Below are 19,367 nucleotides of genomic sequence, written 5' to 3'. Positions count from 1 at the left end.
CATGCGCTCATCGCCAAGGCAGACTGCCACCGCACTGAGGGATTCACGCATGGCCGGCAAAACCGACAACCCAGCCAAGAAACAACGCTCCAAGTTCTTCCGCGTCGCCGTTGAAGGCGCCACCACCGATGGACGCCAGATCGAACGCCAATGGCTGGTCGACGCTGCCGAAACCTACAGCCAGAACACCTATGGCGCTCGGGTTTGGATCGAGCACATGCGTAGCATGCTGCCCGACAGTCCTTTCCGGGCCTATGGCGATGTGGTCGCGTTGAAGACCGAAGAAGTAGAGATCGCCGGGGCAAAAAAACTCGCCTTGTTCGCCCAAATCGAGCCGACCGCCGACTTGGTCGCCATGAACAAAGCCCGGCAGAAGCTGTACACCAGCATCGAGATTCGGCCGAAATTCGCCGACACCGGCCGCGCCTATTTAGACGGCATCGCCGTTACCGATACCCCCGCCAGCCTGGGCACCGAGATGCTGACTTTCAGCGCACAGCATCCGGACATGAATCCGCTGACCGGTCGCAAACGCGATCCCGGCAACCTCTTCTCTGAGGTCGTCGAGATTGAACTTGAATTCGAAGAAGTTGAAGACGAAAGCGGCAAGGTCGCAGGCCTGTTCAGCCGTGTTCTCGACCTCCTCGGCAAGAGCAAGGAAAAGGAAGGCAAGGACGCCGCTCTCTTCACTGAACTCGGCGAAGCCGTCGAGGCCATGGCCGAGCACGTCGCCAACCAGGGCAAGGCTTTCACTGCTGAGAAGTCAGCTCGCGAAAAGCTGCAGACAGCCCACGACAAGCTGTCCACCGACTTCACTGACCTGGTTACCCGACTCGAAAACACCCTGGACACCACAGGTCAAAAATCGCAGCACTCCGTTCGCCCGCCGGCTACGGGCGGTGACGGGAAGCTCGTCACCGACTGCTGATCCAAACAACGGACAACACATAGCCAAGGAACATCGGAGAACACCATGCGTAACGATACTCGCGTTCTTTTCAACGCCTACCTGCAACAACTCGCTCAACTGCACGGGGTGAGCGACGTCACCACCAAGTTCACAGCCGCTCCATCCGTTGCACAGACTCTGGAAACCCGTATGCAGGAGTCGAGCGCATTTCTCAGCTCGATCAATGTCTACGGCGTATCCGAGCAGTCTGGCGAAAAAATCGGCATCGGTATCGACGGCACTATCGCCGGCACCACCGATACCACTCAGCAAGACCGCGAGCCACGCGACCCTACCGGCCTCGATAACCGTGGGTACACCTGCACCCAAACCAACTTCGATACCGGCTTGCGTTACCAGAAGCTGGATCAATGGGCCAAGTTCAAAGACTTCCAGGCGCGTATCCGTGACGCCATCATCCGGGCTCAGGCACTCAACCGGATCATGATTGGTTGGAACGGCACCAGCCGCGCGGCGACCTCCAAACCGGACATCAACAAGCTGCTGCAGGACGTCAACGTCGGATGGCTGCAAAAAATGCGCTTGGAAAACCCTGCGCGCGTCATGAAAGAAGTGGTCGACGGCAGCGGCGAAATTCAGATTGGCGCGGGCAAGGACTTCGAAAACATCGACGCCCTGGTCGTTAGCATGGTCAATGAGTTCATCGAGCCCTGGTACCAAGAAGACACTGACCTGGTAGTGATCTGCGGACGCCAGCTGCTGGCCGACAAATACTTCCCGATCATCAACAAGTCCCAAGCGCCGACCGAAATGCTCGCCGCCGATATCGTCACCAGCCAGAAGCGCATCGGCAACCTGCCGGCGGTGCGAGTGCCTCACTTCCCTCCGAACGGACTGCTGGTTACCCGCCTCGACAACCTGTCGATCTACTGGCAGGAAGGCACGCGCCGCCGCACGGTGGTGGACAACGCCAAACGCGACCGTATCGAGAACTACGAGTCGGTCAACGAAGCCTACGTGATCGAAGACCTTGGCTGCGCAGCCATGGCCGAAAACATCACCCTGAGCTAAGGCGCGCAAACATGACCAATCCTTGCCGTCGTCACTTCCAGCGCGTCACAGCAGCCGTTGCAGCGGCTGCTGTGGCCGGCCCAGCCATGACCATGGAAGGTTCCACTGTTTACGAACTGCACCTGGCGAAGCTTCAGCAGGACTACTTGCGCCTGAAACAGGTGCAGTCCACCGAGGGTAAAGCAGAGCTGAAAAAGCAATTGCTACCCGAATACGTCCCATACGTGGAAGGTGTCCTGGCAGGCGGCAAAGGCGCGCAGGACCAAGTACTGACCACTCTGATGGTGTGGCGAATGGATGCCGGCGACTTTGCCGGCGCCCTGGACATTGCTGAGTACGTCATCCAGCACGCATTGCTCATGCCTGACCGCTTCGAACGCACGACCGGCACCATCGTTGCCGAAGAAGTTGCCGAGGTCGCCCTGAAGGCGCAGAAGGCCGGTGGGACCTTCGACGTGAAACTGTTGCTCCGGACTGAGCAAATCGCGGGTGAAGAAGACATGCCCGACCAAGCGAAAGCCAAGCTGCATCTGGCGCTAGGCAAGGCTTTCGCGGAGATGGTTTCCGACGACGACACGTCAGAAAGCAAGGTAGTCGCCCTGTGTCACCTGGAGTCCTCGAAAAAATATCTGTCCCGGGCCATCGAGCTGAACACAAATTGCGGTGGCAAGAAGGATTTGGAGCGCGTTGAGCGCCTCCTCAAAAAATACGCTGCTCCCGCAGCTAACTGAGCGTCCCCACGCACCCCGCCGGCTCGGGGCGGATCGGCCAGGCCGCTCCTCCTGAACGTGAAGCCCCGACCACCGGCGACTTATTTTTCGAGTGCAGTCTCATGAGCGCATTTGTAGCCAGCGGCACCGTCGCCAGCGGCCACATCAACACCGACCCATTCTGGCCGTCGATAGACTTGGACAACTTGCGCGCCACTCTGCGCATCGACTCCAGCGTCACCCCTGCCCGCCTGGAAACCGCCGTGATCGCTGCAGCCATCAATCTCAATCGCGAACTCAGCGACTGGCGCGCGACACAGCAGGCGGCTGGTTACTTGAAGCTGGACGACGTGCCAGGTGATCGCATCAAGGACGTATCGGTAAAGGCTCACCTCTACCGTCGCGCGATCGAAGCCGGCACCGGCGCAGAAGTCTGCGAGCGGTATCGCGACTACAGCGCCACCAACGCGGGTAATAAAAAGGCCGAAGAGGTAGCCCCCACCATCGACGACTACCGCCGCGATCTGCGCTGGGCAATCAGGGACTTTCTCGAGAAAAGCCGCACCACCGTGGAGCTGATCTGATGCCCGCATCTGTCCGTGCCCATCAAAACGAAACCGTCGACGCTTTGTGTTGGCGGTACTACGGCCGAACCGCGGGCGTCACCGAGGCGGTGCTGCAGGCCAACCCCGGTCTGGCTGACTACGGCCCCGTCCTGCCGCAAGGCCTTGTCGTCAACATGCCAGAAGCTCAAACCAGCGCGCCCCAACGGCAGATGGTGAACCTATGGGACTGACCACCTGCAACCAAGGAAACCCACACCATGGCTGATCCGACTTCCAGCGTTGTATCTGGCCTGCTCATTGGCTTGGGCCTGGCCAGCGTCACGCCAGTTATCGACGATGGAGCGCTGTTCGGCGCCATCCTCGGCGCTTGGCTGGTCACCAGCACCAAGCGCGACCTCAAGGTCTGGCAGCGCCTGGGCTCCCTGTTCCTATCCGCCGGGGTCGGCTATCTGTTCGCCCCCATGGCCTTGCAAGCAATCCCGTTCATTACCAGCGGCGGTAGCGCTTTTATCTGTGCCCTGGTGGTCATCCCGATCAGCATCAAGCTGATGGTGTGGGTGGAAAAGGCGGACATCTGGGACATCTGGCGTCGCATCAGAGGGGGCACCTGATATGCCGAACATCGAACTGGCCGTGCAGTTGATCACGGCAATCGCCTACCTGCTGAGCGCTCTACGCCTGGCCTGTTACACCCGAGGCGATGCGCGGTACCGGCGCAGCATCTCGCTGCTGGCGAGCCTATTTGGCTCCACCTTGTGCATTTGCGGTCTGGAAATCCTTCTGGACCGCCAGCCCACGAGTCTTGGGCAGGCCGCTTCGATTGTGTTGCTCTGCATCCTGATTTTCCGTTCACGCGGCAACGTCGCCGCCCTGTTGAGGCCCAGTGCATGACTACCACCCTTCGCCACGGCGACCGCTCGCAAGCAGTGCTTATCCTTCAAAAGAATCTCAACAGGCAAGGCGCAAAACTGGTACCCGACGGCAACTACGGTGACGCTACAGAGGCGGCAGTCCGCGCGTACCAGGTGAGAGTCGGTTTGGTGGCCGACGGCATCGCTGGCAGCAAGACCCAGGCCGGCCTGGCCGGCAGTGACTGCGCCCGGCTGCTACGCAATAACGATCTGGTGAACGCCGCCGAACGCCTGGACGTGCCGCTGGCAAGCATTTACGCGGTCAACGAAGTGGAATCCAAGGGTAAAGGTTTCTTGGACAACGGCAAGCCTGTGATCCTGTTCGAACGACACATCATGTACCGCCAGCTCGCCAAAGTTCGGCACGCGGGTGATGACCCTGCAGAGATCAAGCGCCAGGCCGATCAACTGGCTGCTACCAACCCAGCCTTGGTCAACCCAAAGGCCGGTGGCTACATCGGCGGTACCGCCGAGCACCAGCGTCTGGCTATGGCCCGGCTGATTGATGACACAGCCGCACTGGAGTCAGCTTCCTGGGGCGCCTTCCAAATCATGGGCTATCACTGGCAACGCCTCGGTTACGCCAGCGTGCAGGACTTCGTGGCGGCAATGAGTGCCGGCGAATCGCAGCAATTCGAGGCATTCACACGCTTCATTGAAACCGACCCGGTGCTGCACAAGGCACTGAAAGCTCGTAAATGGGCAGAGTTTGCGAAGCTGTACAACGGGCCGGATTATCTGCGAAACCTCTATGACACCAAGCTGCAGCGCGCTTACGAACGGCACGCAGTCTGCGGGTGCGGGCAAGGAGTGGCAGCATGATCGACTTCGACGCGGTTCAAAAACTGCGGGTGCAGGACGGTGATTTGCTGGTAGTGCCGGAGTCGACCGAGCAGGACGACATGCAACAGTTGGGCGAAGCCATCCAGATCATGAACGGTGCCAGAGCCGTGATCGTACGCGGCCCGATCAAGCGCCTCGACACCGCCGCAATGAACAAACTCGGCTGGTACCGTGCATGAGCATCCTTCGCCAGGCTCTTTACGGTTTCGCGCTCCTCGGTGCCCTGGCTTTGATGATCTGGGGGCAGGAAGCTCGCATTGACGTCGCTGAAGGTAAAGCCGCGCGGGCACAAGACACGGCCAAGGCCGCGAGTCAGGACGCCGACCGCAACCTGGCCACTGCCGATACCCTCAGAGACACCTTGAAGCAGGAACGCGACGCTCAGGGCACCCTGCGCACGCAGCAGGATCTGTTGCGCCGGGACCTGGCGAAACGCGAGCAAACCATAGAGGAACTGAAACGTGAAAATGCCGAACTTCGCCACTGGGCTGCTCAGCCTTTGCCTGACGCTGCTCGCCGGGTGCGCGAGCGCCCCGCCCTCACCAGCGCCGCCGCTTACCGTGACTGGATGTCCGGCCGTGGTGCCCTGCCAACTGCCGGCGACAAGCCCAGCCAATAACGGCGACCTGCTCACCGATGGGGACCGGGCCGAAGCTGCCTGGGCCGAGTGCGCCGCGCAGGTCGATATGGTCTACAAACATCAACAGGCAGCCCCATGAACAAACCCGAAAGCCTGCGCGCGCATCTGCTGGCCACCGTCGCCGACTTCAAATACGACCCTGACCGCCTGCTGATCTTCATCGACAACGGAAAGGTACGGTGCACGGCGGCAGCAAGCCTGTCGTTTGAATACAGTTATGACCTTCAGATTATCCTCACCGAGTTCGCTGACCACCCCGACACCGTGATCCTGCCGATCCTGGGTTGGCTTAGCGTCAATCAACCGGAGCTGCTGGAAAACCTCGACAAGGTCAAGCAAGGCATACAGTTCGAAGCCGATATCCTTGACAAGGAAAAAGTGGACATGAGCCTGACCCTCGCGCTCACAGAGCGAGTAATCGTCGGCACGGATGACCAGGGCAACACCACCGTAAAACATGCCGGCGAGCCTCAACGCGTCGCTGGTTATCTCGATCCGAACTGGGTGCCGGGTGCCCAGGGAGATACCAGCGAATGGGTTGTGCCGAAATGAGCGGAAACTTAGAAGCCCTCGAAACCTGGGCTGCCGGCCTGCTGAAGCAGCTACAGCCCGCTGCCCGCAATAAGCTCGCCCGCTCCATCGGCCAGGAACTGCGGCGCAGCCAGCAAAAACGTGTCCAGACGCAGCAAAATCCGGACGGCAGTAAATTTGCGCCCCGTAAAAAACGTGATCTGCGTGATAAGCAAGGCCGAATTCTACGCAAGGTTGAGATGTTCAAAAAGCTGCGCACTGCGACCTACCTGAAGGTCCATGGCGAAAGCAATGCAGTCACCGTGGGTTTTACAGGGCGGGTCTCCCGCATCGCTAAGGTTCACCAATACGGTTTGAAAGACCGAGCGGAGCGTGGCGCCCCCGAGGTACGCTATGACCAAAGGGAATTGTTGGGTTTTACTGACAAAGACCTTGATATAATCCATGACCTTTTACTGACGACATTAACTCATTAGCATTTTATGGATACTAATCTCAAACGCATGGACAGCAACAAATGAGCAAACCGAATTATAAAATCATCGTAGGCTTATGGATTACCGCGTTTATATTGACGTTAGCAGCACCTATTACAGCGGGAATATTCAAGCAGCCTGAAATAGCGATATCGACGTTAATCATAGGAATATTCTTAACCCTGGTAATGATACTTGACCTTAAACAAGATCGCGTAATGAAAGGACTTTTCATAATATTATTCGGAGTTCTATTTCAGCAATTATATCTAAAACTCATATATATATTTATCCCTATTAACACCATCCCCGACAATTATAAAGATTACCTAGATATTTACTCACAAGTATTATTATTTGCCTGTTCCGGGGCAGGCGGAAGCATAATTGCAGTTCATGCAGACAAGTCTTCTCTTGATTATGAATCGCCATCTACTAACGGAAAACACAACTGTCAAAATATGGAGTTAAAAAACATAACAAGGTCAATTGAAAAAATGGAAAAAAAATTTAACCTCGTCATTGTCACGACTGCATCTTCTGCATTGGTATTTTTGATTCTGACAATAGTGGTTTTAGTTCGATAATTTGCTCAGTGGTTTGCGCATTCACTCTGAGATAATTCAGCACCTGTAAACAGGGTGTTTACATCTTTAGGAAGCTGCAATCCCTCACGCGTGGCGCCATCATCGGCGCCATGAAAGATTACGCCGCCCTCTCTCGCCTGCTAGAAAACCTCATCCGCTTCGGCGTCATCGACGCCGTGCAGATGGAGCCTCCGCGCGTAAAGGTAAAAACCGGGACGCTGACTACCGCTTGGCTGCCTTGGCTGACTTTACGCGCAGGCTCGGACCGCGAGTGGGACCCGCCCACCGTTGACGAACAGGTCATCTTGTTCAGCCCATCCGGCCAGCTTGCCAACGGCATCGTAGTCACGGGCGTCTTCAGCGACCACATCCCGGCCAATGGCAACCGCGCCGGCCTGCACCGGCGCACCTACGCCGACGGTACGGTGATCGAGTACGACAGCGTTACCCACCACCTGAACGCCACGCTGGTCGACGGCGGCACCACCAACCTGATCAGCACCGGCGGCATCAACCTGGTAGGCGACATCACGCACAAAGGCGACTACGTCCAAACCGGCAATCAGAACATCACCGGCCGAGTCGATGTTTCGCAAGACGTAGTCGCGGCGAACGTCAGCCTGGTAAATCACCTTACCTCTGGCGTTAAGCAGGGTGGCGAGCAGTCGGGAGTGCCGATCCCATCATGAACCGACAAACCGGCGGCGCCATCGCAGATCGCGAGCACATCAGTCAGTCGATCACCGACATTCTCACCACCCGCATTGGCACCCGCGTCATGCGCCGCGAATACGGCAGCCTGTTGCCGGAGCTAGTGGACCATCCCTTCAACGACGTGACTCGCCTGCGGGTTTACGCGGCGACCGTTATGGCTTTGATGCGCTGGGAAACCCGTATCAGCCTGAGTCGGGTGCAGTTCGCTGGGGCGAACATGCAGGGCCAAGCCTCGATCGATCTGGAAGGCACTGTGGTGGACACCAATGAACCGCTGAGCCTCAGCGTTCCGCTGCAGCTGGGAGGCAGTGTATGAACAGTTTTGCAGCCATCGACCTTAGCCAGCTCCCGGCCCCGCAGATCATCGAGCAGATCGACTTTGAGCAGATCCTTGCCGAGCGCAAGGCTTACGCCATCAGCCTGTGGCCGATCAGCGAACAAGCTGAAATCGCCGCTCGCCTCGAAATGGAATCAGAGCCGCTGAACAAGCTGCTGCAGGAGAATGCATACCGCGAGACTGTTTGGCGTCAGCGCGTCAATGAAGCCTCCTTGGCTAACTTGCTTGCCACAGCCCGTGGCACCGACTTGGAACAGCTTGCCGCGAACTTCAATGTCAAACGACTGGTGATCCAGGAAGGCAAGCCATCGGCGGTACCGCCTGTACCAAGGCTCATGGAGAGCGACGACAGCCTACGCGAACGTGCGCAAATGGCTTGGGAGGGCCTGAGTACTGCCGGGCCACGGAACAGCTACATCTTCCACGCGAGAGCCGCCGATGGTCGCGTGGCCGACGCTACCGCCGAAAGCCCATCGCCAGCCGTTGCCGTCGTCACAGTGCAATCTTTGCTTGGCGATGGCACGGCCTCTGCCGACTTGCTTGCCGCTGTAAACGCCTACGTCAGCGACGATGACCGCCGGCCGGTAGCAGACCGTCTGACCGTCCAGAGCGCCCAAATCGTCCGTTACCAGGTCAAGGCCAAACTCTTCCTCTTGTCCAGCGGGCCGGAGTCCGAGCCGATTCTTGCGGCCGCTGAAGCGCGTTTGCTGGCGTACGTCAATCAACGTCGCCGACTGGGAATGGAGGTGTCGGAGTCAGCCATTCATGCCGCGCTGCACGTCGAAGGAGTACGCAAGGTCGAGTTGGAAGGCTGGGTCGATATCGTCGCGACCAAGGCCCAAGCGCCCTACTGTACGGCCGTGAAAGTCACGCGGGGAGCCGAGTGATGGGCGTCCAGCAGTTGCTGCCAGGAAACTCGACGACGCTGGAACAACAAGCTGCTCAAGCGCTGGCGCAAATTCAGCGCGTGCCCATTCCACTGCGCCAGCTTTGCAATCCCGACGCTTGCCCGCTGGAGCTGCTGCCATACCTGGCCTGGGCCTTCTCGGTTGATCGCTGGGACAGCAAATGGCCTGAAGCCGCGAAACGGTCGGCCATTCGATCATCCCACTTCATCCACTCGCGTAAGGGCACCATCGGAGCCCTGCGGCGCGTGGTCGAACCGTTGGGGTATCTGATTGAAGTGCTTGAGTGGTGGCAAACCACGCCGAACGGCGTGCCAGGTACATTCGCGATCAAGGTGGGTGTGCTCGAAACCGGCATAACCGAGGAAATGTACCAAGAGCTGACCTGGCTCATCGACGACGCCAGGCCAGTCACCCGACACTTGACCGGCCTGGCTATCAGCCTTGAAACCACCGGCGTGATGAGCATATTCGCCAGCGTCTATGAAGGCGATGAAATCGACGTTTACCCCCCAATCCTGCGCGACATCACCACCACAGGCGTGATCGGCAGCTCTGGCCGTGAACACACTATCGACACAGTTAGCGTTTACCCGCCGGTCCCCGGCGTTATCGACCTTACCTGCTACATCGGCGCAGCCGGGCGGGAACACTCCATCGACACACTGGACATCTACCCATGATCGATCCGAATTCTCAGTTTTTTGCGATTCTCACTGCGACCGGCGAAGCCAAACAGGCCAATGCCGACGCCCTGGGCATACCTTGGAAACTCACCGAGCTTGGCGTGGGTGATGCCAATGGCACCGATCCGATCCCTGACCGTGCACAAAAAAAACTGATCAATGAGCGGCGCCGCCGACCACTGAACAAACTGTCGGTTGACCCGGCCAACCCCAACATCATCGTAGCGGAACAAGTCATTCCTGCCGACGAAGGTGGGTGGTGGATTCGAGAAATAGGCTTGTATGACTCAGACGGCGCCCTGGTAGCCGTAGCGAATTGCGCACCAAGCTATAAGCCGCTGATGTCCCAAGGCTCAGGCCGCACGCAAGTCGTTCGCATGAATTTCATTGTATCCAGCGCAGCCAACGTGGTGCTGAAGATCGACCCCGACGTCGTTCTGGCTACACGCCAGTATGTCGATGATTCGGTGGTCGACGGGATCAACAGGCAAGACGTGAAGCAATCGGTGCTGGTGGCAACGACTGGGCCGATCCAGCTGGCTGGTGCACAAACGATTGACGGTGTGGCAGTGCCGCTCGGCGCGCGGGTGTTGGTAAAGGACCAGGCGCAGGCAAAAGATAACGGGATCTACCTCACAGCGGAGATTTGGAAGCGGACCAGCGATGCAGATACCAGCGTCAAGGTCACCCCGGGCTTGTTGGTTGCCGCCGAGCAGGGCGCGGTGAATGCCGATACGTTGTGGTTGCTGTCGACCGACGCGGCGATTGTCCTGGGAACCACGGGACTGAATTTCAAAAATATTACGCAAGGTCTCGCGCCGATCAGTTCGCCGGCGTTTCTGGATAAGCCCACAGCTCCAACAGCCCCTCTGTTTGACAGCGGTAAAACGCTGGCTAATACCGAATTCGTGCAGCGGGCGCTCGGTAACCTGAGCGGTATCAGGATCTATGAAATCACCGCCAGCATGTCCGCATCAGATTTTGGTCGTCTTGTTCTGGCGAATTCTGGGTCTGCAATCTCATTAACTCTTCCTCCAATTGGCAACGTGCCAATTGGAGCGACGATCCACATCAGAAACGTCGGTGGGGCTCCGTTGACAGTAGTGCCACCGGCTGGTGGAACTATGTCCGCCGTTGCCACGCGCACGTTGCCGAGCGTTGTGGTCAACGTCGGCGCGTCTCTTGACGTAACCGTGCAAGGCTCCAATTACTTCATGGCCGGTTCGGCGTCTTTGAGGCACATCGCCGACTTTGCCGAATCGACAGGTCATCAAAAGTTGCCTGGTGGGGACGTTGAACAATGGGGTCTTTATGTTTCGGCTCCATCAGGTTCTGACACGGTAATCCCGCTGCCCTACGCGCTTTCGGCGGTGCCTACAGATATTCAGCTGACGTTTGCCGATTTTTCCAGCGGTCAAAAAGTTGGTGATTATCCAGTGTTGCAAGCGAGAAATAGCACGCCCGGGAGTATCACCGTTCGAAATCTCTATAGCGCTAGCGCCTCATTTTTTTGGCGAGTAAGGGGTAAAGCATGACTGTCTTTTATAGTCCTAAAACAGGCTTTTTCTACGACGATCAGGTATGCACGTTTATCCCTGCTGATGCGCGGGAGTTCTCCGCCGAAGCCAGGGATGAGCTGCTAGCCCAAGTCAGTCATGGACAACGTTTGGTGTGTGGGCCGGACAAATGGCCTGTGGTGATAGACGCCCCGGAGCAGACGGACGAGCAGTTAGCCGAAGTCGAGCGGTATTGGCGCTCGGTTCAGCTGACGGCAACAGACGGGGTAGTGACCCGGCATCGTGATGAGATTGAAGACGGGTCGCCAACCACGCTAACACCGGAGCAGTACGCTGAATTGCAAGCATATCGGCGTTTACTCCGTAACTGGCCGGAAGCGGGCGAGTTCCCACTGAGTCAGCATCGACCGGCCGCGCCTCAATGGCTGGTTGACCAAATTCAGTAGCACCTGCCAGGAGGCAAACACCACCTGGCCCTGTAACGCCCTCCCCTACAAGCCCCGCCGCTCGCCCAACCGGCGCGCGCGCGGCAACCTCTGCACTGTCATTCCATCACAGCGCAGGCACCCACCCATGGCCGATTATCTCCACGGCGTGCGGGTCATCGAACTCAACGACGGCACCCGCCCCATTCGCACTATTCCCACCGCAGTCATCGGCATGGTTTGCACCGCTGAAGATGCGGACCCACTCGTTTTCCCTCTGGACACTCCAGTCCTCATCACCAACGTGCAAACCGCCGTCGGCAAGGCCGGCGTCAAGGGCACCCTGGCTGCCAGCCTGCAAGGCATCGCCGACCAGACCAAGCCTTACGTTATCGTGGTACGGGTCAAAGAAGGCGCTGACGAAGCGACGACTACGAGCGCCCTGATTGGCGGTACAACACCAACCGGTCAATACACCGGCATGAAAGCTCTGCTCGCCGCCAAATCACGTGTGGGCATGACTCCGCGTATCCTTGGCGTGCCAGGCCTCGACAGTTTGCCAGTAGCCACCGCCCTCGGCGCCATCGCCAAAGACCTGCGCGCCTTTGCATACGTCAGCGCCTGGAACTGCAAAACCAAGGAAGAGGTAGTGGCGTACCGCGAGAACTTCGGTGCACGCGAAATGATGGTGATTTGGCCGGACTTCCAGAACTGGGACACCGTCGCCAACAAGACCACTACTGCATCGGCTGTGGCCCGTGCACTTGGCCTTCGCGCCAAGATCGATCAGGAGACGGGCTGGCATAAAACCCTGTCCAACGTGGCCGTGAGTGGCGTGACCGGTATCAGCGCCGACGTGTTCTGGGATCTGCAAAACCCAGCCACCGACGCCAACTACCTCAACAGCAACGACGTCACCACCCTGATCAACGCCAACGGTTTTCGCTTCTGGGGTAGCCGCACCTGCAGTGATGACCCGTTGTTCGCCTTCGAAAACTACACCCGCACCGCGCAGATCCTCGCGGACACCATGGGCGAAGCGCACATGTGGGCAGTTGACCGCCCTATGCACGCCTCCCTGGTACGCGACCTGGTCGAAGGCGTAAGCGCCAAGATGCGCGAGTTGAAATCCCAGGGCTACCTGATCGGCGGCAGTTGCTGGAACCCGGACGACATCAACACCAAAGACACCCTCAAGGCCGGCAAGCTCTGGCTTGATTACGACTACACCCCCGTGCCGCCACTTGAAGACCTCACCTTCCGCCAGCGAATCACCGACCGTTACCTGATCGACTTCGCCAAGGGCATCAGCAGCTAAACCGGGTCTCCCCGCGAGGGGAGTTCACCCTGAACACGTATCCCGGAGAACACCGCCATGGCAATGCCTCGCAAGCTCAAAAACATCAACCTGTTCAATGACGGCAACAGCTATCTCGGCTTGGTGAAGTCCCTCACCCTGCCCTCCCTCGGCCGCAAGATGGAAGCGTATCGCGGCGGCGGCATGAATGGCCCGGTCAAAGCTGACCTGGGCATGTCCGACGACGGCATCCAGTTCGAATGGAAGACCGGTGGCCTCGATCTGATCTCTCTGCGTCAGTTCGGCGCGGTCAACGCCTCCAGTGTGGCCCTGCGATTCTCTGGCCCTTACCAGCAAGACGACACAGGCGAAGTCAGCAATGTGGAAGTGGTTGTGCGTGGCCGTCACGAAACCATCGAGATGGGCGATGCCCAGCCCGGCGAGGACACTGAACACTCCATGACCACCACCTGCAGCTACTACAAGCTGACCGTAGATGGCGAAGAAATCATCGAGATCGATCTGCTCAACTTTGTCGAGAAGGTCAACGGTGTGGACATGCTGGAGAAGCACCGCAACGGCATGGGCATCTGACCCGCACCCTCGATCGATCATCACCCTTTAATCACCAGGAGCGAATCCAATGAAGAACGAAACCACCGAACAACCTGACGTGCAGCAGCTGGCCGACGAGAACACCGTCATTCTCGATACACCGATCCGTCGCGGGACCACCAGCATCAACAGCATCACACTGCGCAAGCCCAACTCCGGCGAGTTACGCGGCGTGAGCCTGGTAGAGCTGCTGCAGATGGATGTCGCCAGCCTGATCAAGGTTCTGCCGCGTATCAGCACGCCAAGCCTCACCGCCGTCGAAGTCGCCGGCATGGACCCGGCCGACCTACTGGCCCTGAGCAGCAAAATCTCCGGTTTTTTGTTGCAGAAGTCGGCGAAGACGGATGCATCCCTCGTCGCGTAGAGGACGCCATGGCCGATCTGGCTGTGGTTTTTCACTGGGCACCGGCTGATATGGATCAGTTGGGCCTGCAAGACCTGATGGACTGGCGCGAACGCGCCAGGGTACGGAGTTCCAACGATGGCGAATGATCTGAGACTTCAGGTGCTGCTCAGCGCCATCGACAAGGCCACAGGTCCGCTGAACAAAATCACGGGGGGCAGCAAAGAAACCGCCCGCGCCCTCAAGGCCGCCCGTGACCGCCTGAAAGAACTCAACACTCAGCAACGCGACGTCAGTGCCTGGCGTGACATGCAAGCCGCCACCCGAGCGACGTCCGAAGCGCTGGCAGCCAACAATGCCAAGGTGGGCCAGCTGGCCCGCGAGACAGCCAAAGTCCGTCAGCAGCTCGCACCGACCCAGGCGCTGTTCGAGAAGTCGCGGCAGAAGGTCGACACGCTTAAAACCAGTCAGACCGACCTCAAGCGCGAACTCACCGGGACACGCAATGCCCTGGGGTTGATGAGCGACGAACACCGCCAATCTGCCAGCCAGATCGCGGCGCTCAATGCCGTGATGCAAAAGGGCAATGTACTGACCCGAGCGCAGCACGACGAATACACCCGCCTCACAGCCGCCCAGCGGGAGCGCAAGACCCAGCTGGACCAGCTCGCCGCCAAGGAAAAGGCCCTGGCTGACCGGTTTACACTCAACAACGCGCAGTTGCGCACCAGTCGTGCGGGCCATGCCAGCCTGCGCGACGAGCTCCGCCGCCTGGAAACTCCTTTCAAGGATCAGCTCGCGCTGCTGAAACAGCACACCAGCGAGTCGAAGCGCCTGGGCGAGCAGTACGGCCAGCAGCAAGGGAAACTCGCCAGCCTCGGTGCACAGCTCAAGACCGCCGGCATCAACACCAATGCCCTGGGCGCCTCCGAGCTGAAACTCAAGCGCGACATGGACAGTGCCACCCAGGCCATCAAGTTGCAGATGGACCACCTGGACGCCCTGAGGCGTAAACAGGAAAGCCTGGCTAAGGCGCGCGCCACCTACGATAAAACCCAGAGCTTGGCGGGCAGTATGGCTGTGTCTGGTGCCGCAGGGCTCGGGGTGGGATACGCCGCCAGCCGCCCTGTGGTGTCGGCAATTCAGGCCTTCGCCCCGAACGAAGACTCGGCCACACAGCTCAAGGTGTCGATGATGGACGACACCGGCAAGGTGTCCACGGACTTTCAGAAGATCACAGACCTGGCGACCAAGTTGGGCGACCGCCTGCCGGGCACCACCGCCGATTTTCAAAACATGATGACGATGCTTCGGCGCCAGGGCATCAGTGCACAAAGCATCCTGGGCGGCACCGGGGAAGCAGCCGCGTACCTCGGTGTGCAAATGAAGATGGAAGCCACTGAGGCGGCTGAGTTTGCCGCCAAGATGCAGGACGCCACGCGCACCACTGAAAAAGACATGATGGGACTGATGGACACCATCCAGCGTGGTTTCTATGCCGGTATGGAACCGAGCAACATGATTCAGGGCTTCAGCAAGATTTCACCTGTCATGGACGTCATAAAGAAGTCGGGGATCGATGCAGCCAAAGAACTCGCCCCACTGCTGATTATGATGGACCAAGCCAGCATGGATGGCAGTTCAGCAGGCAACGCCTTCCGTAAAATTTTCCAGGCGGGCTTGAATCAAGACAAGGTAGATAAGGCCAACAGCATCGCAGCAGGCGCGAACAAGGGCGTCTCGCTCAAATTCACGGATGACAAGGGCAACTTTGCTGGCCTGCAGAACCTGTACGCTCAGGTGGAAAAGCTGAAGGTTCTGAACGATACGGACCGTACGGCCGTAATCAGTAAGCTCTTTGGCGACGACGCCGAAACCATGACCACCTTGAACACCATGATGAACAAGGGGCTCGCCGGCTATCAGGAAATTCAAGAAAAGCTGAGAGTCCAGGCCGACCTGCGTACCCGTGTGAACGAACAGCTCGGCACTCTCACCAACGTCATGGAAGCGGCCGAGGGCAGTTTCACCAACGCCATGGCCGAGTTCGGCGCTGCTGTTGCTCCAGAGCTGAAAAGTCTCATCAACACCCTAGGAGAACTTGCCAATGGAGTGGGTACCTGGGCGCGGGAAAATCCGAAACTGGCCGGCGGCCTGGTAAAGGTCGTCGCGGCTGTCGCGGCTGCAGCCCTAGTCTTCGGCACGCTGGCATTGACCATGGCAAGCATGCTCGGCCCTTTCGCCGTGCTGCGTTACGGCATGGCGATGTTCGGCATCCGGCTGGGAAGCATCAAAGCTCAACTGATCGGAACCCGTATCGCAGCCGCTAGCGCCGGTGTAGAGGTGGGCCGGATGGGGAAAGTCTGGAAAACCGTCACGGCCAGCCGGGCGGCCAGTGGGATCATGAGCGTCATCCCTACGCTAATCAGTTCCGCGCGACTTGCGGCAGTCAGCGTATTACCAATGCTCAGCGGCGCCATCAGCACGGTCGGCGCGACCATCCTGGCTACCCCGGTCGGATGGCTAATAGCCGCCGTCGCGGGCCTGGTCGCGGCCGCGTTGCTGATTTACAAATACTGGAAACCGATCAAGGGTTTCTTCCTCGGTTTCTGGCAGGGACTTACCGAAGCCCTGCAGCCGGTGCTCGCCGGGTTCGGTAAGTTCGGGGGGCTGCTGATCAGCCTGGCGAAAGCGGCCTACTCGATTCCGGTTATCGGTTTTGCGTTGCGTCTGCTTGGCAGCATCGTTCGCCCCCTATTCAACATGATCTCCTCCGGCATCAGAAGGGTTATCGGTTGGTTCACCGACCTGCTGAAACCGGTCGAAGACGTCGGCGGTGCCGCCCAGTCAATGGGCCAACGCTTCGGCGCAGCCATCGGCAACATGATCATGACGCTGCTGCAAAGCATCGGCTCCATCGCAAACGGCGCGGTCAATGTGTGGACCACTATCAAAACCAGCTTTGACCAGGGCCTTGCGGGCATCCTGCAACTGATCATCAACTTCAGCCCGCTTGGCTTGTTCTACCAGGCGTTCGCCGGGGTCATGAGTTACTTCGGCGTAGAGCTGCCTGGGAAATTCACCGAATTCGGCGGGATGATCGTCAATGGTCTGGTCAACGGACTGAAAGCTGGCCTCGGCGCCGTCAAAAGCACCATCAGCTCCATTGGCGACTCCAGCATCGGATGGTTCAAAGAAAAGCTCGGCATCCACAGCCCGTCACGGGTGTTCGCTGAGCTGGGCGGCTTCACCATGGAGGGGCTGACAAAAGGCCTGGAGGGTGGACAGAAGGGACCGCTCAATGCGTTGTCGAGCATGGGCAAGCAGCTGACAGCCGCCGGCACTCTGGCTTTAACCGCAACAGCCATGCCGGCATTGGCGGTCGATGATCGTCCTCCTATCAGCAGCGCGGGTACATCGGTGGTCTACGACAGCCACGACACCTACCAAATCACTATCGCAGCAGCGCCTGGCATGGACATGCAAGCCATGGAGAAAAGCCTGCGCGCCATGCTCAACAAGATTGAAAACGAAAAGCGCGCGCGTCAGCGCAGCAAGTTATCGGACCGGGATTAATCGCCATGATGCTCAGCCTTGGCATGTTCGTGTTCAGCCTATCGACCCTCGCTTACCAGGAGCTGCAGCGCCAAACCAATTGGCGCCATGCCAGCAACAGCCGCGTGGGCACATCTCCCGCACTGCAGTTTATTGGCCGTGGTGAAGACACCATCACCCTCCCCGGTATCATCCTCCCGGAATTGGCAGGCAGCGTTCTCAGTCTGGACGCACTGCGTTTGATGGCGAACACCGGCAAGGCCTGGCCGATGGTTGAAGGTACCGGCCGGATATACGGGCTGTGGGTGATAGAAAGCCTGAACGAGACTAAAACTGTCTTTTTCAAAGACGGCACGCCGCGCCGTATCGAGTTCACCCTTACGCTGAAGCGTACCGATGATGACCGTATAGACCTTCTCGGCGCTGCTACCAGCACCGGGCTCAGCATTCTGCGGGGGTTGCTGTGATAGGGGCCGCGCTGTCCAACGTCACGGGTTACCTTGTGGATACGGCGGAACGCTTCGTTCGGGACGCTGCCTATCCCGTTCCGGCCTTCCGCCTCACGGTCGATGGCAACGATATCGCCATGAAGGTGAGCCCGCGGCTGATGAGCCTGGATTTAACCGACAACCGTGGCGTCGAGGCCGATCAGCTCACGATTACGTTGAGCGACCATGACGGCCTGCTGTCGATTCCGCCCAAGGGCGCGGTACTTCGCTTGTGGTTGGGCTGGAGCGACACGGGCCTGGTGGACAAGGGCACCTACACCGTCGACGAGACGGAACACAGCGGCGCGCCGGATGTGCTCAGCATCCGCGCTCGATCGGCAGACCTGCGCAAAGGGCTGAAGACCAAGCGCGAACGTAGCTGGAGCAATACCACGCTGGGCAAGGTCATCGGCGATATCGCCATGGGAAACAACCTGACCTCAACCGTCGCCGGCGCGCTCGGTGCCCTGCCGATCCTGCAGCTTGACCAGGCCAACGAATCGGATGCCAACCTGATCACCCGCTTGGGCGAAGAATTTGACGCGGTAGCCAGCGTGAAGGCGGGGTGCCTGCTATGCATCCCCGCAGGCGGTGGAAAGACAGCCAGCGGGCTTCCCCTACCCCACATCACGCTCACCCGCGCAGACGGCGACCAGCACCGTTACCTGCAGGCTGACCGGGACAGCTACGACGGCGTGCGCGCGTATTTCTACGACGTGCACAGCGCTAAGAAACAGGAAGCGATTGCCGGCGGTGGCGAGAACCTCAAGGATCTGCGCCACACCTACAGCGATCAGCAGTCAGCGCTCAGGGCTGCAAGAGCCGAGTTTCGACGCCTGCAACGCGGCAGTGCCACGCTCAGCTATACCCTTGCGATGGGCCGGCCGGACCTGATCCCCGAACTGACCTACACGCTCCAGGGCGTTAAAGCGGAAATCGACGAGATCATCTGGTACGGCGGCAACGTGCAGCACAGCTTGAGCCCGGATGGCGGCTACACCGTCAGCCTGGAGCTGGAAAGCAAACTGCCAGAAGACAACGTTGAAGACTTGGCGGAAGAAAACAGGGGAGATTACACGGGGATCATCGCCTACTACCGCGACCAAAAAACCGGGAAGGAAAAGACGATTACTGCGGGGGACCAAGCGAGGCCGAGGCGGTTGCGGTGGTTGTATGCGAGTGAGAAAACAGCCAAGCGGGCTCTAGATCGAGAGTTTAAAAAGAAGGTTTATTAAACGCA

Annotated in this window: 26 protein-coding genes and 1 pseudogene; all 27 read left to right on the top strand. The window is 58.8% G+C overall.

Going from position 1 to position 19,367, the window contains the following annotated elements; all coding sequences use genetic code 11:
* The first annotated feature begins 49 nt into the window (after nt 1-49).
* Nucleotides 50-928: a GPO family capsid scaffolding protein gene (locus tag C4J83_RS08305; protein ID WP_124416761.1), complete on the top strand. Its 879-nt coding sequence runs from the start codon at nt 50-52 to the stop codon at nt 926-928.
* A 45-nt stretch (nt 929-973) separates the two neighbouring features.
* A complete protein-coding gene (locus C4J83_RS08300) occupies nt 974-1,981 on the top strand; it encodes a phage major capsid protein, P2 family (RefSeq protein ID WP_124416760.1) in 1,008 nt (335 codons plus the stop codon).
* An 11-nt stretch (nt 1,982-1,992) separates the two neighbouring features.
* Nucleotides 1,993-2,712, top strand: a complete 720-nt coding sequence (gene gpM, locus C4J83_RS08295) for a phage terminase small subunit (RefSeq protein WP_124416759.1) — start codon at nt 1,993-1,995, stop codon at nt 2,710-2,712.
* 101 nt (nt 2,713-2,813) lie between these two features.
* Complete coding sequence (locus C4J83_RS08290; protein ID WP_124416758.1) at nt 2,814-3,275, top strand: head completion/stabilization protein; 462 nt, start codon at nt 2,814-2,816, stop codon at nt 3,273-3,275.
* The gene (locus tag C4J83_RS08285; RefSeq protein ID WP_124416757.1) at nt 3,275-3,487 is read left to right on the top strand and encodes a tail protein X; all 213 of its coding nucleotides are present in this window, start codon (nt 3,275-3,277) and stop codon (nt 3,485-3,487) included. Before C4J83_RS08290 ends, C4J83_RS08285 begins: the two co-directional genes overlap by 1 nt.
* Nucleotides 3,488-3,514: 27 nt before the next feature.
* Complete coding sequence (locus tag C4J83_RS08280; protein ID WP_064451435.1) at nt 3,515-3,868, top strand: putative holin; 354 nt, start codon at nt 3,515-3,517, stop codon at nt 3,866-3,868.
* A 1-nt stretch (nt 3,869) separates the two neighbouring features.
* On the top strand, nt 3,870-4,148 hold the full coding sequence (locus C4J83_RS08275) for a phage holin family protein (RefSeq protein WP_124416756.1): 279 nt from the start codon (nt 3,870-3,872) through the stop codon (nt 4,146-4,148).
* A complete protein-coding gene (locus C4J83_RS08270) occupies nt 4,145-4,990 on the top strand; it encodes an N-acetylmuramidase domain-containing protein (RefSeq protein WP_124416755.1) in 846 nt (281 codons plus the stop codon). Before C4J83_RS08275 ends, C4J83_RS08270 begins: the two co-directional genes overlap by 4 nt.
* Nucleotides 4,987-5,190, top strand: coding sequence for a hypothetical protein (locus C4J83_RS08265; RefSeq protein WP_124416754.1), 204 nt, complete (start codon nt 4,987-4,989; stop codon nt 5,188-5,190). Before C4J83_RS08270 ends, C4J83_RS08265 begins: the two co-directional genes overlap by 4 nt.
* A pseudogene (locus C4J83_RS30660) lies at nt 5,187-5,552 on the top strand (Rz-like lysis system protein LysB); the annotation flags it as partial. The gene C4J83_RS08265 and the pseudogene C4J83_RS30660, both read left to right, overlap by 4 nt.
* Complete coding sequence (lysC, locus tag C4J83_RS30625; RefSeq protein WP_218569112.1) at nt 5,479-5,730, top strand: Rz1-like lysis system protein LysC; 252 nt, start codon at nt 5,479-5,481, stop codon at nt 5,728-5,730. The pseudogene C4J83_RS30660 and the gene lysC, both read left to right, overlap by 74 nt.
* A complete protein-coding gene (locus C4J83_RS08255) occupies nt 5,727-6,203 on the top strand; it encodes a phage tail protein (RefSeq protein ID WP_124416752.1) in 477 nt (158 codons plus the stop codon). Before lysC ends, C4J83_RS08255 begins: the two co-directional genes overlap by 4 nt.
* A complete protein-coding gene (locus tag C4J83_RS08250; RefSeq protein WP_124418843.1) occupies nt 6,200-6,658 on the top strand; it encodes a phage virion morphogenesis protein in 459 nt (152 codons plus the stop codon). The genes C4J83_RS08255 and C4J83_RS08250 overlap by 4 nt, the downstream gene beginning before the upstream one ends.
* A 41-nt stretch (nt 6,659-6,699) precedes the next feature.
* Nucleotides 6,700-7,245, top strand: coding sequence for a hypothetical protein (locus C4J83_RS08245; RefSeq protein WP_124416751.1), 546 nt, complete (start codon nt 6,700-6,702; stop codon nt 7,243-7,245).
* A gap of 110 nt (nt 7,246-7,355) precedes the next feature.
* A complete protein-coding gene (locus C4J83_RS08240) occupies nt 7,356-7,934 on the top strand; it encodes a phage baseplate assembly protein V (RefSeq protein WP_124416750.1) in 579 nt (192 codons plus the stop codon).
* Complete coding sequence (locus C4J83_RS08235) at nt 7,931-8,275, top strand: GPW/gp25 family protein (RefSeq protein ID WP_124416749.1); 345 nt, start codon at nt 7,931-7,933, stop codon at nt 8,273-8,275. The genes C4J83_RS08240 and C4J83_RS08235 overlap by 4 nt, the downstream gene beginning before the upstream one ends.
* Entirely contained in the window at nt 8,272-9,183 is a 912-nt protein-coding gene (locus tag C4J83_RS08230; protein ID WP_124416748.1) for a baseplate J/gp47 family protein, read from the top strand. The genes C4J83_RS08235 and C4J83_RS08230 overlap by 4 nt, the downstream gene beginning before the upstream one ends.
* The gene (locus tag C4J83_RS08225) at nt 9,183-9,884 is read left to right on the top strand and encodes a phage tail protein I (RefSeq protein WP_124416747.1); all 702 of its coding nucleotides are present in this window, start codon (nt 9,183-9,185) and stop codon (nt 9,882-9,884) included. Before C4J83_RS08230 ends, C4J83_RS08225 begins: the two co-directional genes overlap by 1 nt.
* A complete protein-coding gene (locus C4J83_RS08220) occupies nt 9,881-11,422 on the top strand; it encodes a phage tail protein (protein ID WP_124416746.1) in 1,542 nt (513 codons plus the stop codon). Before C4J83_RS08225 ends, C4J83_RS08220 begins: the two co-directional genes overlap by 4 nt.
* Entirely contained in the window at nt 11,419-11,850 is a 432-nt protein-coding gene (locus C4J83_RS08215; protein WP_124416745.1) for a phage tail protein, read from the top strand. Before C4J83_RS08220 ends, C4J83_RS08215 begins: the two co-directional genes overlap by 4 nt.
* Nucleotides 11,851-11,977: 127 nt before the next feature.
* Complete coding sequence (locus C4J83_RS08210) at nt 11,978-13,147, top strand: phage tail sheath protein (protein ID WP_124416744.1); 1,170 nt, start codon at nt 11,978-11,980, stop codon at nt 13,145-13,147.
* Between the two features lie 57 nt (nt 13,148-13,204).
* Entirely contained in the window at nt 13,205-13,720 is a 516-nt protein-coding gene (locus C4J83_RS08205) for a phage major tail tube protein (RefSeq protein ID WP_124416743.1), read from the top strand.
* A 49-nt stretch (nt 13,721-13,769) separates the two neighbouring features.
* Nucleotides 13,770-14,105, top strand: a complete 336-nt coding sequence (locus C4J83_RS08200; RefSeq protein WP_124416742.1) for a phage tail assembly protein — start codon at nt 13,770-13,772, stop codon at nt 14,103-14,105.
* An 8-nt stretch (nt 14,106-14,113) separates the two neighbouring features.
* On the top strand, nt 14,114-14,233 hold the full coding sequence (locus tag C4J83_RS08195; RefSeq protein ID WP_082430453.1) for a GpE family phage tail protein: 120 nt from the start codon (nt 14,114-14,116) through the stop codon (nt 14,231-14,233).
* The gene (locus C4J83_RS08190) at nt 14,223-17,660 is read left to right on the top strand and encodes a phage tail tape measure protein (RefSeq protein ID WP_124416741.1); all 3,438 of its coding nucleotides are present in this window, start codon (nt 14,223-14,225) and stop codon (nt 17,658-17,660) included. The genes C4J83_RS08195 and C4J83_RS08190 overlap by 11 nt, the downstream gene beginning before the upstream one ends.
* A 5-nt stretch (nt 17,661-17,665) precedes the next feature.
* Nucleotides 17,666-18,106 carry a phage tail protein gene (locus C4J83_RS08185; protein ID WP_124416740.1) on the top strand — a complete coding sequence of 147 codons (441 nt, stop codon included), beginning with the start codon at nt 17,666-17,668 and terminating at the stop codon, nt 18,104-18,106.
* Nucleotides 18,103-19,362 (top strand): phage late control D family protein, encoded by a 1,260-nt coding sequence (locus tag C4J83_RS08180; RefSeq protein ID WP_124416739.1) that lies wholly within the window; start codon nt 18,103-18,105, stop codon nt 19,360-19,362. Before C4J83_RS08185 ends, C4J83_RS08180 begins: the two co-directional genes overlap by 4 nt.
* Nucleotides 19,363-19,367 lie beyond the last annotated feature (5 nt).

Origin of the sequence: Pseudomonas sp. LBUM920, from assembly GCF_003852315.1 — a bacterium.
In the GTDB taxonomy this organism is placed as follows: Bacteria; Pseudomonadota; Gammaproteobacteria; order Pseudomonadales; family Pseudomonadaceae; genus Aquipseudomonas.
This window is presented reverse-complemented; position numbering and strand designations above follow the sequence as displayed.